Source organism: Gordonia otitidis (assembly GCF_020735545.1).
GTDB lineage: Bacteria > Actinomycetota > Actinomycetes > Mycobacteriales > Mycobacteriaceae > Gordonia > Gordonia otitidis.
The window spans coordinates 1742387-1758984 of record NZ_CP085974.1; the positions used below are offsets into that span (position 1 = coordinate 1742387).

The 16598-nt window shown below is 64.2% G+C and carries 11 protein-coding genes; 7 read left to right on the plus strand and 4 right to left on the minus strand.

The window, feature by feature from the left end:
• Positions 1 to 64 precede the first annotated feature (64 nt).
• A complete protein-coding gene (styD, locus tag LK459_RS07970) occupies positions 65 to 1549 on the minus strand; it encodes a phenylacetaldehyde dehydrogenase StyD (protein ID WP_227922620.1) in 1485 nt (494 codons plus the stop codon).
• Positions 1550 to 1804: 255 nt separating this feature from the next.
• Here styD and LK459_RS07975 point away from each other — a divergent pair, with 255 nt between their 5' ends.
• From LK459_RS07975 to nhaC, 5 genes are all read left to right on the plus strand, one after another.
• Positions 1805 to 3454: a Rieske 2Fe-2S domain-containing protein gene (locus LK459_RS07975; protein ID WP_227922621.1), complete on the plus strand. Its 1650-nt coding sequence runs from the start codon at positions 1805 to 1807 to the stop codon at positions 3452 to 3454.
• Positions 3455 to 3464: 10 nt separating this feature from the next.
• Entirely contained in the window at positions 3465 to 4103 is a 639-nt protein-coding gene (locus tag LK459_RS07980; RefSeq protein ID WP_227922623.1) for a TetR/AcrR family transcriptional regulator, read from the plus strand.
• Between the two features lie 194 nt (positions 4104 to 4297).
• On the plus strand, positions 4298 to 5674 hold the full coding sequence (locus LK459_RS07985; RefSeq protein ID WP_064862420.1) for an IS1380-like element ISGbr1 family transposase: 1377 nt from the start codon (positions 4298 to 4300) through the stop codon (positions 5672 to 5674).
• Between the two features lie 520 nt (positions 5675 to 6194).
• On the plus strand, positions 6195 to 7556 hold the full coding sequence (locus tag LK459_RS07990; protein ID WP_227923626.1) for a lipase family protein: 1362 nt from the start codon (positions 6195 to 6197) through the stop codon (positions 7554 to 7556).
• A gap of 173 nt (positions 7557 to 7729) precedes the next feature.
• Positions 7730 to 9247 (plus strand): Na+/H+ antiporter NhaC, encoded by a 1518-nt coding sequence (gene nhaC, locus LK459_RS07995; protein ID WP_227922626.1) that lies wholly within the window; start codon positions 7730 to 7732, stop codon positions 9245 to 9247.
• Here nhaC and LK459_RS08000 read toward each other — a convergent pair.
• The 3 genes from LK459_RS08000 to LK459_RS08010 all read right to left on the minus strand — a co-directional run bounded on the left by LK459_RS08000 (position 9239) and on the right by LK459_RS08010 (position 13570).
• Positions 9239 to 9883: a helix-turn-helix transcriptional regulator gene (locus LK459_RS08000; protein ID WP_227922628.1), complete on the minus strand. Its 645-nt coding sequence runs from the start codon at positions 9881 to 9883 to the stop codon at positions 9239 to 9241. The genes nhaC and LK459_RS08000 overlap by 9 nt on opposite strands.
• A gap of 1 nt (position 9884) precedes the next feature.
• A complete protein-coding gene (locus tag LK459_RS08005) occupies positions 9885 to 12242 on the minus strand; it encodes a sensor histidine kinase (protein WP_227922633.1) in 2358 nt (785 codons plus the stop codon).
• A gap of 158 nt (positions 12243 to 12400) precedes the next feature.
• Positions 12401 to 13570 carry a Na/Pi symporter gene (locus LK459_RS08010; protein ID WP_227922635.1) on the minus strand — a complete coding sequence of 390 codons (1170 nt, stop codon included), beginning with the start codon at positions 13568 to 13570 and terminating at the stop codon, positions 12401 to 12403.
• A 206-nt stretch (positions 13571 to 13776) separates the two neighbouring features.
• Here LK459_RS08010 and LK459_RS08015 point away from each other — a divergent pair, with 206 nt between their 5' ends.
• Both LK459_RS08015 and LK459_RS08020 read left to right on the plus strand, forming a co-directional pair.
• Entirely contained in the window at positions 13777 to 15333 is a 1557-nt protein-coding gene (locus tag LK459_RS08015) for a basic amino acid/polyamine antiporter (protein ID WP_227922636.1), read from the plus strand.
• On the plus strand, positions 15330 to 16577 hold the full coding sequence (locus tag LK459_RS08020) for an arginine deiminase (protein WP_227922638.1): 1248 nt from the start codon (positions 15330 to 15332) through the stop codon (positions 16575 to 16577). The genes LK459_RS08015 and LK459_RS08020 overlap by 4 nt, the downstream gene beginning before the upstream one ends.
• Positions 16578 to 16598: the final 21 nt, after the last annotated feature.

Here is a 16598-nt window from a genome sequence, read left to right on the forward strand (position 1 = left end):
GCTATTCCTCCCAGAAGTGTTGTTGCAGTGTGTATTACAGAAATCTATCGACGTCGACCTGACGTCAGAGGACGACGGTGACAACCTTCTCCTCGGTATTGGCGAGGATGCCCGCCCATCCGAGTTCGCGGCCCACCCCGCTGGTCTTCATCCCTCCCCAGGGAAGCGCAGGATCTATTGCAGCCCAGCCATTGACCCACACAGCACCGGCACGAACCCTGCCCGCCAGCGAGTGCGCGAGTGAAACGTCGCGAGTCCAGATCGACGCCGCGAGACCGTAATCGGTGTCGTTGGCCATCGCGATGGCGTCATCCACGTCGTCGAAAGCGATCACGGTTCCCACAGGACCGAAGATCTCCTCACGAGCGATCTTCATGTCGTTGGTCGCATCGGCGAATATGGTTGGGCGCACGAAGAATCCATCGCCCTCGGCCCGCTCGCCACCGGCCGCGAGTCGCGCGCCCTGCTCCTTGCCGCTCTCGATGTAGGAGAGCACGGTGTCGAGTTGCCGCGCATTCACCAGCGCTCCCATGGTGGTCGCAGGATCGAGCGGGTCGCCGACCACCTGCGCAGCCGCCGCCGCGGCCAATCCTTCGACCACCTGGTCGTACACAGACCTGTGCACGAAGACCCTCGTGCCCGCGGCACACACCTCACCCTGGTTGAAGAACAGACCCATGGCCGTGCCGTTGATCGCGGCCTCCAGGTCGGCGTCGGCAAGGATGATCTGGGGCGACTTTCCGCCGAGTTCGAGAGTCACACGCTTGAATGTCTCCGCTGCTGCGCGGGCGATGTGCTTGCCCACGCGTGGGCTGCCGGTGAAGCTGACCTTGTCGACGTCGGGGTGGGTCACGATCGCTTCGCCCGTCACGTCGCCGAGTCCGGGAAGTACGTTGACCACGCCGTCGGGCAGTCCGGCCTCCTGCAGGAGACCGGCGAGGTGGAGAATCGACAACGGCGCATCCTCCGGCGGCTTGACCACCATCGTGTTGCCCGCCGCCAACGCCGGTGCAATCTTCCATGCCGCGATCATCAGCGGCGTGTTCCACGGGATGATCGCACCGATCACACCGACCGGTTCGCGCACGGTGTACGAGTGTGTGGGCTGACCGAAATAGCCCGCCGTCGGGATCGTCTCACCCGTGATCTTGTCGGCCCAGCCGGCGAAGTGACGGAAGGTCGCAGCCGCGTTGGGCACATCGAGCATCCCTGGCTGGCCGACGGGCTTGCCCACGTCGAGCGCCTCCAGGTGGGCGAGCGTCTCGGCGTCACGGTCGATCAGATCCGCGACCCGGTTGAGGATTGCACCGCGTACCGCACCGGGTGTCGCACCCCACTCTTCCTCGAGACTCGCCCGCGCAGCACGCACCGCGTCGTCGACATCGCGCGGGGTTGCCGCCGCGATACTGGCCAACACGGTCGCCGTCGCGGGGTTCAGATCCTCGAAGGTCTCACCTCCGGCCGCGTCACGCCAGGTGCCGTCCACGAGCAGTTGTGTTCTGGCTCCTGCCGACAGCTCGGGCCGGATCGTCTCGTCAACTGCGGTCATCGCGCATCCCCTCTGGTCGAACTGCATCTGGGCCGGCCACCCTCCAGCGGTGTGACCGTTGACACAATCCTCTCTGGGCAGAGGTGTCACTTACTTGCACTGATGCGCATGAATAGTTGTCAGATCGCGACCGTCGATGGTCGGGCCTTGAGGCCCACGACGCGACTTGCGCCCACTCGATAGATTGGATGGTCGAGAGCTCCGCCGCGCGCACCAGCCACCGAGAACAGCCCGCGCGAACACGAAAGGCCCCACGTGCAGATCACCAGCATCGGACACGCCGGTTTCCACCTCCAGACCAACGCCGGTTCGATCCTCTGCGACCCCTGGACCAATCCGACGTACTTCGCGTCGTGGGTGCCGTTTCCCGACAACTCCGAGCTGAACTGGAAGGCACTCGGTCAGTGTGACTACCTCTACGTCTCACACCTGCACCTCGACCACTTCGACGAGCGCAACCTGCGCGAGAACGTCAGCAAGGACGCCACCGTCCTGCTCCCCGACTATCCGGTCCCCGACCTCAAGCGCGAACTCGAGAAGCTCGGCTTCACGAAGTTCGTCGAGACCACCGATTCGGTCAAGACGACGGTCTCCGGCCCCAAGGGCGACCTCGACGTCATGATCATCGCGTTGCGCGCACCGGCCGACGGCCCGATCGGCGACTCAGGGCTCGTCGTCTCAGACGGCGAGACCACCGCCTTCAACATGAACGACGCCCGGCCCATCGACCTCGACGTCATCGCCGACCAGTTCGGGCACGTCGATGTCCACATGCTGCAGTACTCGGGCGCCATCTGGTACCCGATGGTCTACGACATCCCGAAGCGCTCCAAGGCCAACTTCGCCGCACAGAAGCGTCAACGCGGCATGGACCGCGCCCGCTCCTACATCGAACAGGTCGGAGCCACCTGGGTGATCCCCTCGGCCGGCCCACCGATGTTCCTCGACGACGACCTGTTCGCCCTGAACGACTTCGGCTCCGGGATCGACGATCCGTCTCAGAACGCCCGCCCGGGCGATGTGACGTCGATCTTCCCCGACCAGGAGACCTTCCTGGAGCAGATGCGCATCCACGGCACCGACGACGGTGAGCGTCATCGCGGTCTGATGATGGTGTCGGGCTCGACCGCCCGCTTCACCGGTTCGACGCTCGATGAGGTCAGCCACCCGTACGCGCCGCACGACGTCTTCGGCGAGAACAAGCAGGCCTATCTCGAGCGGATGAAGGAGAAGTTCGCGCCGGTCATCGCGGCGCAGAAGCAGACCTGGGCCGTCGACGACGGCGAGTCACTCCTCGAACCACTGCGCGAATTGTTCGAGCCGATCATGGCACAGTCGGATCTGATCTGCGACGGCATCGGATACCCGGTGGGCCTGGTGATCACGCCGGACTTCCACGGTAAGGACGGCGCCGACCACCCGCAGGCGCAGACCGTCGTACTCGACTTCCCCAATCGCATCGTGCGTGAGCCCAAAGAGGGAGAAGGAAAGTACCGCTACGGTTTTCGGATCGCACCCGAACTGGTTCGCACGGTGCTGCGGGATCAGGAGCCCGACTGGGTCAACACCATCTTCCTGTCGACGCGCTTCACCACGTGGCGCATCGGCGGCTACAACGAGTACCTCTACACGTTCTTCAAGTGCCTCACCGACGAGCGGATCGCCTATGCCGACGGCTGGTTCTCCGAGGCGCACGACGACTCGGCGTCGATCGTCAAGGACGGCTGGGAGATTCAGCGCCGCTGCCCGCACCTCAAGGCCGACCTGTCGAAGTTCGGGGTGATCGAGGGCGAGAAGCTCACCTGCAATCTGCACGGCTGGCAGTGGGACCTCCCGTCGGGACGCTGCCTGACGTCGAAGGGCCACGAGCTTCGGGCCAAGCACCTCGACGCCCCGACACAGTGACGCCCGAACCGTGCCAACCGAGCCGGTGACGACTGAACGGGCCCAGCGCACCTACGCCGGGCGTCCCATTGCCGATCGGCTCGCCGAGCGTCGTCGACGCTTCCTCGACGCCGCACTCGACGAGTTCGCCTCTACCGGTTACGCGGGGTCGTCTGTCACCTCGATATGTCGGGCCGCGGGGCTCTCCCGCCGTCAGTTCTATGAGTTGTTCTCCGACAGGGAAGAACTTCTCATCGCCGTCTACGACGAGATCCAGGGCGCAGCGCGCGATGCCGTCGCGTCGGCCTTGGCACAATCGCCATCGCAGGAGGTCCGCGAACTCTCCAACGCCGCGATGAGCGCGTACATGCAGTCGGTCGGCACCGATCCACGCCGGGCAGAAGTCTCATTCGTACAGGTCGTCGGCGTCAGCCCGCGTGTCGAGCAACACCGACTCGAGGGTCGTGACGACTGGGCGGACTACTTCGTCGCCGCGATGTCGACCTTTGCCGGACGCCCCGAAGACGCCCGCGGCCGACAACTCGGAATCGCTTTCGTCGGCGCCCTCACCGCAGTTGTCCACCGCTGGAGCCTGGCGCCCGAGCCTGATGCGCTCGACACAGTGGTCGACGTCCTCACCGATATCCTGCTCGCATTCGCCGAGATCTGAACCTTTTCACTATCGTCCTCTGACCTGTTCACTATCGTCCACGTATGATTTGTCGCCGCGAACGACCTGGCTTAGCCTCGATCCACCGATTTGCTTGTGATCGGTCGGTGAGGGATAAACGAAATGCCCTGTCTGAGTGACAGAATGGGACTTCTCTAGGGTTCCATCCACACACACAGGAGGGCATGTCGTAGATGCGATTGTCTCACACTCACCCGGTCCGGTCTGCATCCTGTGACGATCCGAATCTCCTCGCCGCTGCGGGGGTGGTGCCGGTGATGGCGCTGGCCGAACGCGCCAGCCTGTCGGAGTTGGCCCGCGAGCATCTGAGCGTGCCCACCGACAAGGGCGCCCATCCGGATCGGAAAATGTTTTCCCTGGTGGCGGGGATGGTGGCGGGCGCCGACAGCATCGACGACATGGCCGTGTTGCGACACGGCGCGATGGGCAAGGTGTTCGACCATCCTTACGCCCCGTCGACGTTGGGATCGTTTCTTCGCGAGTTCCGGTTCGGGCATGTCCGCCAAGCCGATGCGATCGCCACCCGGCTGTTGGCGGGACTGGCTCGCCATACTCCGGTGCTGGCGGGGATCGACGGGCCGGTGATGATCGATATCGACGACTCGATCATCGAGGTCCACGGCCCGGCCAAGCAGGGCGTCGGATTCGGCTACACCCGAGTGCGTGGGCTGAACTCGGCGATCACCACCCTCACCTGTGGTGACGGTGCGCCGGTGATCGCCGCTCAACGCCTGCGCAAAGGGGCGTGTAACTCCGCGCGCGGGGCGCATCGGTTGATCGCCGACACCCTGGCCACCGTGCGGCGGCTACGGTCGTCCGATGCGTCGGGACCGATACTGCTGCGAGCGGATTCAGCGTTCTACGGCCATCGCGCGATCACCACCGCGCTCCGGGCCGGTGCGCAGGTGTCGGTCACCGTGCGTCAGGATTCCCACGTCCGAGCAGCGATCAGCGAGGTACCGGCAGATGCATGGACGCCGATCGAGTACACCGACGCCGTCTTCGACGAAGACAGCGGCCAGTGGGTCTCGCGGGCCGAGGTCGCCGAAGTACCGTTCACCGCGTTCACCTCCAAAGCCAAGCGCCTGCAGGTATCCGGACGGCTGGTGGTGCGCCGTATCCCTGACTTCGCAGCCGAGGGAGACGGCTTGTTCGACGTGTGGCGGTTTCATGCGTTCTTCACCACCAGCGACCTGGACACCGTGACCGCCGACAAGACTCACCGCGGTCATGCGATCATCGAGCAAGTCCACGCCGACCTCAAAGCCTCCGCATTGGCGCATCTGCCCTCGGGAAAGTTCTGCGCGAACGCCGCATGGCTGGTGTGTGCGGTCATCGCGTTCAACCTGACCCGCGCCGCAGCCTGTCTCGGTGGACAGCGTCTGGCGAAGGCGACTACCTCCACCATCCGACGCACCCTGATCTGCATACCCGCTCGAATCGCGTCCTCAGCGCGGCGCATCACGATGCATCTACCCGCCCGATGGCCGTGGGAGCGCGAGTGGAACCTGTTGTTCAACAACACGATCAAACGACAACACTCAGCCTGACCCCTAACCATCGGCCAGAACCGGCCCCGACACGAAACCCAGTGAAACACGCCGACACCAGAGATCGGCGACTCACCCACGCCCACCGCCACCCCGAACATACACAACACATTTCACGAGACATCAAAAAGCCGATCGGTGGATCGAGGCTTAGGCTTCCGATGTGAGACATACGTGTCTCACAGATGAGAGGCTCGGCCTCGCCCCCTCGCGCGCACGCTCCCCGCCCCCGGGAAGAGCGTATGCCTCGGGGTCGAGCTTCTCGTTCGACCGGGTCGCTGTCGCCACCGAGTGACTCACCTGACGATTCCCCACTCTTGTGTCTGACGCCACAACCCGATACTGTCGTCGAAATTATGAGACATACGTGTCTCACATGAGAGTCGTCGACGAAAGGTGTGCACACGTGGGTCGGGTAGAGGTGCACTTGCAGCGGACACACAACCAGCAGTCACGCGATCGGCGAGCCAGAACCCGGTCACAGACACCCCTACTCGGAGTCGTCACCGCCGTTCTCCTCGTGCTGTGTGCGCTCGTGACCACCGGCGCGGGTAGCGCAGCTGCCGTCCCTGTCGCACCCGCGCCCCCCTTCCCCGTCCCGCCCGCGATCCCCGAGTTCGACAAGGCCTTCTATCAGCCGCCCGCCGCCACCGTCGCCGCGAAGAAGCCCGGTGAACTCATCGCAGCACGCCGCGTGAATCTCGCTGCGCTGTCCATCTTTCCGCTGAACGTCGACAGCTGGCAGTACTCGTTCCGCTCGACCAACACGCGCGGCGAACCGATCGCATCGGTCGCCACCGTGCTCAAGCCCCGCGGACCGGTCAAGCCCGGACCCTCGAAGCTCGTCTCCTGGCAATCCGCGGAGGATTCGACGGCACAGTATTGTGCTCCGTCCTACGCGCTACAGCAGGCATCGATTCCGGGGAACCTGACCGGATCGGTCGACTCCACCTTCGAGCTCCTACAGATCACATCGCTTGTCGCAGCTGGCTATTCGGTGGTCATTCCCGATCACCAGGGACCTGATTCAGCATTCGCGGCAGGACCCCTCGCCGGACGTATCACCCTCGACGCGATCCGCGGCGCGCGGAACTTCCGTCCGCTCGGGCTCAAGAATGATCTTCGCGTCGGGCTGATGGGCTACTCGGGTGGTGCCATCGCCACCGGTTGGGCGTCGGAACTCCATCGTTCCTACGCACCCGAGCTGCCCATCGTCGGCGCTGCGGAAGGTGGCGTTCCCGCGAACATCCGGGCCCTGGTCGACCTGGCGAACAACAACGCTGCGTCGGGCCTGATACTCGCAGGTGTCATCGGCGTGAGCCGCGCGTATCCGGAACTGGCGGCTTTCCTTCGGGCACACATGAATCCACTCGGCAAGGCGTTGATCGGAGCCAAGAACCCGCTCTGCCTGACCTATCAGGCCGCGCTGGCACCCTTCCTCAACATCAAGGGCCTGATCAATGTGCCAGGCGACCCACTCGACTATCCCACGCCCCGAAGAGTTTTGAACGAGTTGAAGATGGGTCGCACCACCCCCGACTTCCCGATGTTCATCTACCAGTCCAATCCCGACTGGATCGCACCCGTCGGACCGGTGAACACCCTGGTGAAGACCTACTGCAGCAGACCCGACGCAGACATCACCTACACGCGCGACCACTTCAGCGAACACATCACGCTGGCCGTCGAAGGCTTTGCTCCTGCGGTGGTCTGGATGGCCGACAGACTTGACGGCAAGCCGGTTCGACGTGGCTGCAGTACCAGCGATCAGGGGACGATGGCGCTCAATCCCGACACCTGGCCCGCGTTCGTCAACCTGGTGGGGAACAACCTCGCTGCACTCGTCGGCCAACAGCTGGGTCGAATCCCGGTGCATCCCTGAGTGATCTGACACCTCACCGCAGGTCGAGCGCACAGGTGCTCGGGTCCTGTCCCCCGAATTGCGGTCATTCTCAGTGCCGCGGTCACGCGATGTGAATCGCCTCCACACGTGACAATGAGAAGCGGTGTTGCCAGCGCGCACACCAGATCACTTCTCGACGGGATGGACACGCGATGACCGAGGAGCACGGCACCAGTACGCGTTCGGCCGACTCACGACCGGAGCCACGCCCCCCGAGCATGGCCGACGCCCTCGTACCGATCATCGCGCTCGCCGTGTTGATCGCCGGGTCGCTGGCGCTCTTCGGACTCGATGCGCTCGACGGACCTCTCCAGGTCGCGCTCATCCTGTGCTGCGCGATCGTGACCCTGATCCTGTTCAAGAACGGGTATCGGTGGGACCACGTCGAGGAGGCAAGCCGCGGGGCCCTCTCGTCGATCACATCAGCGCTGTTCATCCTGCTCGCAGTCGGCGCACTGATCGGTACCTGGAACCTGTCGGGCACGATCCCGACGTTGGTGTACTACGGCATCCAGATCCTGTCGCCGGGCTATTTCTACGTCGCGGCGGCACTCGTCTGCGGCATCATCGCCATGTCCATCGGGAGCTCGTGGACCACCGCGGGCACGATCGGAGTCGGCCTCGTCGGCATCGCGGGACTTCTCGGAGTGTCCACAGCGATCTGCGCCGGGGCGGTGATCTCAGGAGCCTATCTCGGTGACAAGCTCTCACCACTCTCCGAAACCACTGTTCTCACAGCGCAAATGGTGAAGGTCGATCTCTACACACACATCAAGAACCAGGCGTGGACATCGCTACCGGCCTTCGCGATCGCCTGCATCGTCTTCGCCATCCTCGGTGTGGCCGGACCCGCCGTTTCGCCGACGCCCGGAGAAGAGGTCGAACTGGCGGGCCTCAACGGCGTGTTCTGGATCAATCCGCTCAACCTGCTACCGCTTGTCTTGCTGATCGTGCTGTCGGTCCGGAAGTGGCCGCCGTACCTCGCGCTCCTCACCGCGTCGCTGTTCGCCGCGATCATGGCGCCGTTCACCCAGCACGACGCGCTGACCGCATTCGTCGCGGGGTTCGACGGGTCGACCAATCCGGTCATCAGCGCGCTTCAGGCCGGGTGGAAGGCGATGGCCAACGGCTTCGAGGCAAGCACGGGGGTTGCAGACATCGATCGCCTCGTATCCCGTGGCGGCATGGACAGCATGCTGCTGACGATCTGGCTGATCATCGGCGCGGTGACCTTCGGCGCACTACTGGAGAAGTTCGGCCTCATCAATCGCATCATCGACCCGCTGATCGCAGCAGCCAAGACCCGCGGGCGACTCTTTCTGACAGTGTTCGCCACCTGTTTCGGCCTCAACGTCGTGGCGGGCGACCAGTACATCGCGCTTGTTCTCCCGAGTCGCATCTATCGGACAGTGTTCATCCAGAGACGGATTGCACCACAGAACCTTTCACGACTGTGCGCCGACAGCGCAACGGTCACCTCTCCGCTGATCCCTTGGAACTCCTGCGGCGCCTTCATGGGCGCGGTCCTCGGAGTCGCCACGCTCTCCTATCTCCCCTTCGCCGTGTTCTGTTACGCGAGTCCGATCCTCAGCGTGATCTACGGTTTCACGGGTTTCAAGGTCAAGACACTCTCCACCGACGAAGCCGAGGCACTCGAAGCGTCAGCATGAGACCTGCGGTCCATCCCTGGGGATGAAGCCGTCATCGACTGCCGCACTGTAGAGTTCGGATCTGGTTCGTGCGCGGTGCCCGAGCACCTCGTACTTGTGTCGTACGCGATCGATGTACTGCTTGGCAGTACTGGGCGCGATGCCCATCCGTCGCGCAACAGTGTCTAGCTTCATGCCACACGCGTACAGGCGTAACGCCTCGATCTCCTTGCGCGACAATTCAGGTCGCCCCGCACCGCGATCCTCGAGAAATGCTCTCGCAAGCGTCGGCGTCATCCACATGTCGCCAACGAGCGCGGCGTCGACGGCGGACTGCAGATCGGCCAGCTCGTCCTGCTTGGACACCACCGCACAGCAACCGGCACCGACCATGCGTCGCACGTGACGCGCACTGGCCAACGCCGACAACACGATCACCCCGACACCTCGGTTCACGACAGCCGCCACAGCCGCGTCGTCGGCGATACCGGCGACACCCAGGTCCAGATCGAGCACCACCAGATCGACGTCGTCTCGCGCGATCACCTGATCGAGGTCGGGTCCGCTCATCACCACCTCGTGTCCCCACCCCGTCAGCCGAGCAGCCACCGCCTCGCGGACGAGCGTGTGGTCGTCGACGAGTGCCAGACGCGCCATCTCACACCCCTCCCAACTCGACGATGCCCCCGCTGAGACTGTCGGCGACGACGGTCACCCGCACAGGTAAATCCTCGGCGAAAACCCCCACCGTCACGCGTTCGCCGGCTCGCGCTGCCCCGACGCTGTCGACGACTGCGCCGATGACCTCGTCGCCCACGTCCTCGTCCGCCTGCCGTCCGCCGCCGCCGAAGAAGTGCAGCGTGAGCAGGACGCCAGCTGATCTGGCCATCTCGATCACCGGCATCCATCGGGACTCCTGTCCGACCGGAATCGTGATCAGGGCTCGTAGACAACTCTCCTCGTGGCGCGCCGCCGCGCGCGTCTCGTACTCCGCGGAACGCTCCGGCGCCGCGATGAGCTCGGTCAGCAGGGCTCTCGCCGACGACAGCAACGACGGACCCTGTACCGCATGAAAACTCGCCTCGACTGCGGACCGCTCGAGCTCCTCACGCCGGAGCAGTTCACGACGATGCAGATTCTCGATCTCCGCGGCCATGTCCGCCATCCGAGTTCGCACGACCATGAACACCGCGATCAGCAGAGCGTCGGCGAACAATGTGACGACCGCCGACGTCGCCGCGCGTCCGGAGATCATCATCGTGACGGTCAGACCGGCCGCTCCGATCACCAAGGGCGGCAACACCACGGCACGTCGGCCGTCGACGAGGATGAAACAGATGCACACTCCTGCCGCCGCGTCGCCGAGCCACGACATGTTCGACGAGATGAATCCGTTGCCCGACGACGTGGCTTCGATGAACGGTCCCGCCACGGCAACGACTCCTGCGGCGACCATTCCGAGGTAGCCCGCAGTGACGACGAGTGCGGACAGATGCCCGTCTCGACGCGGCGCGACGGTGAGCGTGACCAGCACCGCCGCAACGATCATCCACGCCACGAGCGCCGGGATCATGGCATGCATCGACCATCCGGTCCGAAACGCTGAGGCAAGTGCGGCGACAGCGAGAAACTCGGCGAGCAGCACCGGCACGAGTCGCACGGTGATCCCCGCGACGGCGTCGGCCAGAACGTTTCGGCCCTCGACGCTCTGCAACGGCGGCACGGTGAGTGTGACCGTCATTCCCGCGCCGGGAGCCGACTCGACGTCGACGAGCGTCATCCCATCTCGCGCGCGAAGATCCAGTGCCGCAACGAGGGCCGCGGTGTCTGCGGTTCCCACCCCCTCGTCCCTGATGGCGACCTGTCCCGCCAACCCGTCGACCGAGACACTGACGCGATCGACTTGCGAGTGCTTGGCGGCGTTGGTGATCGACTCGCCGAGGAGACCCACGATCTCTTGTCGTCGCCACAGCGGTTGTCGTGCGATGAGTGCGTCGAGCGCAGCGCGGTCGTGCACCACGAGGTCGATGTCCAGAGTCCCCGCATAGCTGATGAGGTCCGAGACCGTCGCAACGCCGGGTATCCGGAACTCTTCGAGGGCATCGATTGCAGCGACATCAGCACGGCACCGCTCACGGAGACCCTCGCGATCGCTGACCACCGCACCATTTGCCACCGCGCCGAGGGTGTTCACGACGGTGTCGTGCAGGACGCGCGATTGATGACTACCGAGTTCGGCCTTCGCGATTCCGCGGACCATCGCGCGCTCACTGTGCTCGCGAGACGCGCGATGACGGTCGGTCAACTCGGCGATGTCGCGCCATCCTGCGGCCAGAAGAGCGACGGCCGCGGTGGAACACACCGTGTACACAGGTATCGCGAGCGCGTAGTACTGCGCGACGCGGCCGAGCCCGGTCTCCGGAGTGCCCTGGAGCGCCAGGTAGTTCACCGCGATGGCAACCGATGCCGCTCCAGACAGCGCACCGGCCACGGACAGAGCCGTCCGTTTCGCTCCCACGAGGGCAGCGACAATGCCGACGCAGAGGCACACGTTCAGCACGATGCGCAGCGCGGCGACATCGGTGGGCTCCGCCGACACCGCGAGCCCCACGCAGATCATCGACCAGGTCATCACCGGCGCCCACATTGTCGACCGAGTGGTCAGAGTTGCCACCCAGCAGAGCGCGTGCGCGACGAACAACCCGCGGATCAGCATCGCGCTGTCGAAGGAGTGCACCGAATCGGAGTAGGCGATGAACTGGGCCACCGGCATCACACCGGACCAGACAAGAGCCGCCGAACGCAGCACCCCGGTCACCCCGACCGAATAGGACGCGGGCGGGGTCGGGACAGACGAGCGGGCAGTAGGCCTGTCGGCGGCACGATGTGCGGGATGACGCGCAGCCGGGTGCCGGTGACGCGAGCGGGCAGACGCCGCACCAGAAGGCGGGTGAGCGGCGCCGGTGGCGTTCGGCGACGGCAGGGGCGTCCGCTGCGTGAGCATCGAATCCACCATGAGATGCACCTCCGCACTACTACGTGCACAGATGATCCCAGAGCACGCGTGTTTCTGCTGGCCGGACGGGAGAAGTAGAGACCTACGCCCCGTGTCCGAATCGGTCGCTGTCGCGGACTGGGTGGCCCGCACGGGACCTGCGAATCGAAGGAACCGGCTCAGAAGACAAGGCTCAACAGAATCACCGACATGGGCAACACGATGAACACGACGACCAGATAGGTCGCCAGGAATCTCTTGCTGTCGACCGATCGATCGGCGAGCCACGCCGCGCAGCCGAGCGGGATTCGGCGCAGGAACGGAATCCCGAATATGACCGCCACTGCGGCGACGTTGTAGACGACATGCACCAGGGCGGTCTGCAAACCGGTCTTGGCGTTGGAACCGGTGACCGCGAATGCCGCGAGCAGCGCTGTCAGCGTGGTGCCGAGGTTGGCACCGAGCGTCACCGGGTAGACCTGCTTCGGAGTGATCGCTCCTGTCCCGACGAAGGGCACGAGAATCGTGTTCGTCACGGTCGACGACTGCGTCATCACTGTCACACCGAATCCGGTGAGCATCGCGCGCAGCGGACCTCGATCAACGGCGACCATCAGTGCGTCGCGAGCTCGCCCGACCATCAGAACCTTGAGTAACCGCGACAGGAATCTGATCGCGACAAAGATCATGGCGATCCCGACGACAACCACGAGAAGTGCACCGACATATACGGTTCCGATTCGTCCGACGACATCGACGACGAGTGTCACCACCGGCCGCGTCAACCAGCGGATCACATTCATGTTCGACGGATCGGGAAGACTGCTGCCATAGAGCAGATCAGTGAGCCACCCGGAGATTCGCGCGAGGGGATGGAAGATCAGTTCAAGTGGAAAGAAGATGACGAGCGCCAGCACATTGAAGAAGTCGTGAATCGTCGACGCCATCAATGCTCGACGAAACTCCTCGCGCGAACCGACGAATCCGAGTGCGACGAACGTACAGGTGACCGTCGTCCCGACATTCGAGCCCATGATGATGGGAACCGACTCGTTGACTGTCAACGCGCCTGTTCCGACGGCGGTGACGACGATGGCCGTCACAGTTGTCGACGACTGGACGATCACCGTTGCGAGCACCCCGACGGCAAGCCCCACAAAAGGATTCCCGGCGAAAGCGAAGAGTTGATGCGCGCGGTCGTCGCCCAACAGCCTGAATCCTCGTCCGATGACGCTCACCGCGCTGATCAGAAGCAACAGCGCCAGCACGACGGCGAGCCAGAGCACGGTGACGCGAAGAACGGAACGTCGAGCGGTTGGCTCGGTTCTGTGATTCGGCGTGACAGCCATGGGACAACGGTAGAAATGCACCTCGACGCGTGTGGTGAACATTCGGTGCACGGCACGCGAACTGAGGACTGCGACCATCACTGACCTGCGATGTCGGCGGACTCCAGGCCCCCGTGACCCCCGAAGTGCGGACACACGTTCGGCCTACCCCTGCCGCCACCAGGAGGCACTATTGACCCGCCGACATACTGAACCCAGGAGCAGGCATGGCGACTACAGGATCAGCCACCACGACAACTGACGCGGACCAGAAGGTCAACCTGCCGACCCTGACGGCGATGGTGGTCGGTTCGATGGTCGGGTCGGGAGTCTTTCTGCTTCCCAGGCGATTCGGCACCGAGACCGGCGTGCTCGGCGCCCTCATCGCGTGGGCGATCGCCGGTACCGGAATGCTGATGCTGGCCTTCGTCTTCCAGCGCCTCGCAGTGCGCAAGCCAACACTCGACGCCGGCATCTTCGCTTACGCCAAGGCCGGATTCGGCGATTACGTCGGCTTCAATTCCGCGTTCGGCTTCTGGGCGTCCGCGTGCGCGGGAAACACGTCGTATTGGGTGCTGATCATGGCGACAACGAGTGCATTGTTCCCCGCACTCGGCGACGGTTCGACGGTCCTGGCCGTGGTCCTGTCCTCGATCGGATTGTGGCTGTTCTTCTGGCTGATCAGCCGCGGGGTGCAGCAGGCAGCCATCATCAACCGCATCGCCACGATCGCCAAGGTGGTGCCCATCCTCGTGTTCATCGTGCTGGCACTGATCATGCTCGACGCGGGGTACTTCTCCGACAACTTCTGGGGCGGCAACGGCATCGAAGTAGGGTCGCTGTGGGAGCAGGTCAAGGGGACGATGCTGATCACGGTCTTCGTGTTCCTCGGCATCGAGGGTGCCAGCATGTACTCGCGCTTCGCGCGGAAGCGTGAAGACGTGGGTCGTGCAACGGTTCTCGGTTTCGTCGGGGTTCTCGGTGTCTTCGCACTGGTGACACTGGTCTCCTACGGAGCGATGCCGCAGGGAGAGCTTGCGAACATCGACCAGCCGTCGATGGCTTCGGTGTTGGAATCACTTGTGGGCGAGTGGGGTTCGATATTCATCCGAATCGGCGTCATCCTGTCGGTACTCGGCGCGTACCTCGCCTGGACACTCATGGCCGCCGAGGTCCTCTACATACCCGCGCGTAGCAACGACATGCCGCGGTTCCTCGGACGCGAGAACAAGGCCGGCGCACCGGTGCCCGCGCTGATCTTCGCAACCGGACTAGTACAACTGCTGCTGATCCTGATCCTGTTCGTCGACGACGGCCTCGACTTCATGCTCGATCTCACCGCGGCACTGGCGTTGCTCCCCTATCTACTGGCAGCCGCATACATGTTGAAATTGACACTGACCCGCGAAACCTATGGCAGCCGCGAACGCGAGATCGACGGCAGCACCCGCGCGGTCGACATGGTGGTCGCGGCCGTCGCGGTGATCTACACCGGTTTTCTCGTCTGGGCCGCAGGGTGGGACAAGCTCCTGCTGTCGTGCATCCTCTACGCGCCGGGCACCATTCTGTACGTCATCGCACGCCGTGAACAGAAGCTGCGTGTCTTCCGGCCGGCGGAAGCAGCGCTGTTCGGAGTGTTCCTCGTCGGCGCGATCGGCGGAATCATCTATCTTGCAACGGGTTCGGAGGACATCTTCGACGAGCCAGAACACGAACGACATTCGTACTACGTCGACGACCCCACTGCGCACCACCATCCGGACCACACGAAAGGCACATCATGACGACACCCGCATCGCACTACGGCGTCCACTCCGAGGTCGGCAAATTGCGCAAGGTCCTGGTTTGCGCTCCTGGTCTCGCACATGAGCGTCTGACACCCTCCAACGCGGACGAACTGCTCTTCGACGACGTGCTCTGGGTGCAGAACGCCAAGCGCGACCACTTCGACTTCATCACCAAGATGCGTGACCGAGGCGTCGACGTCGTCGAACTGCACAATGCACTGAGCGAGACGATGGACATCCCGGAAGCACGGACGTGGCTGCTCGACCGAAAGATCGTCGCCAACGAAACCGGGATCGGGTTGATCGGTGCCACACGTCAGTTCCTCGACGAGCTCCCGTCCCGGGAGTTGGCAAAGTTCCTGATCGGGGGACTGTCGACCGTCGACCTGCCGATCGAGCTGCGACCGAAGTACGTGGCCCTCGTCGACGAGGCCAACGGGCGCGGTGAGTACCTGATGCCTCCGCTGCCCAACACCCTTTACACCCGCGACACCACCTGCTGGATCTACGGCGGAGTCACCCTGAACCCGCTGTTCTGGCAGGCCCGCCACGACGAGACACTACTGATGAAGGCTGTCTATCAGTTCCACCCGGACTTCGTCGGCGCGACAGTCTGGTGGGGTGATCCCGAACTCTCCTGGGGCGCAGCGACGATCGAGGGCGGGGATGTTCTCGTACCGGGAGACGGTGTGGTTCTCATCGGCATGAGTGAGCGCACCTCACGGCAGGCGGTCACGCAGGTCGCGCTCGAACTGTTCGCCAGCGGCGCGGCGCACAAGGTCGTCGTCGCGGGCATGCCCAAGCTGCGTTCTGCCATGCATCTCGACACCGTGTTCACCTTCGCCGATCGCGATCTGGTGTCGGTGTATCCACGCATCGTCGACGCCATCCGGCCGTTCACACTGCTTCCCTCCGACAGCGAGCCCGGTGTCGAGGTGATCGCCGAGTCCGATCACTTCCTCAAGGTGGTGCAGCAGGCGCTCGGCCTCGACGGCCTGCGCGTGGTGGAGGCAGGTGGCAGCGCCTACGATTCCGAACGACAGCAGTGGGACAGCGGCAACAACCTCGTGGCCGTCGAACCCGGCGTCGTGTTCGCCTACGACCGCAACACCTATACGAACGGGCTGCTACGCAAGCAGGGCGTCGAGGTCATCATGATCGTCGGCGCCGAACTCGGACGCGGACGCGGCGGCGGTCACTGCATGACCTGCCCCCTGATCCGCGACCCGCTTCCGTCGTGACCCGCGGCTGGTCAGTCGGCG

Coding starts and splice junctions, on each gene's coding strand:
- LK459_RS08010 (WP_227922635.1), bottom strand. CDS start 13,570: ATGGCTGTCACGCCGAATCACAGAACCGAGCCAACCGCTCGACGTTCC.
- nhaC (WP_227922626.1), top strand. CDS start 7,730: ATGACCGAGGAGCACGGCACCAGTACGCGTTCGGCCGACTCACGACCG.
- LK459_RS08015 (WP_227922636.1), top strand. CDS start 13,777: ATGGCGACTACAGGATCAGCCACCACGACAACTGACGCGGACCAGAAG.
- styD (WP_227922620.1), bottom strand. CDS start 1,549: ATGACCGCAGTTGACGAGACGATCCGGCCCGAGCTGTCGGCAGGAGCC.
- LK459_RS08020 (WP_227922638.1), top strand. CDS start 15,330: ATGACGACACCCGCATCGCACTACGGCGTCCACTCCGAGGTCGGCAAA.
- LK459_RS08000 (WP_227922628.1), bottom strand. CDS start 9,883: ATGGCGCGTCTGGCACTCGTCGACGACCACACGCTCGTCCGCGAGGCG.
- LK459_RS08005 (WP_227922633.1), bottom strand. CDS start 12,242: ATGGTGGATTCGATGCTCACGCAGCGGACGCCCCTGCCGTCGCCGAAC.
- LK459_RS07985 (WP_064862420.1), top strand. CDS start 4,298: ATGCGATTGTCTCACACTCACCCGGTCCGGTCTGCATCCTGTGACGAT.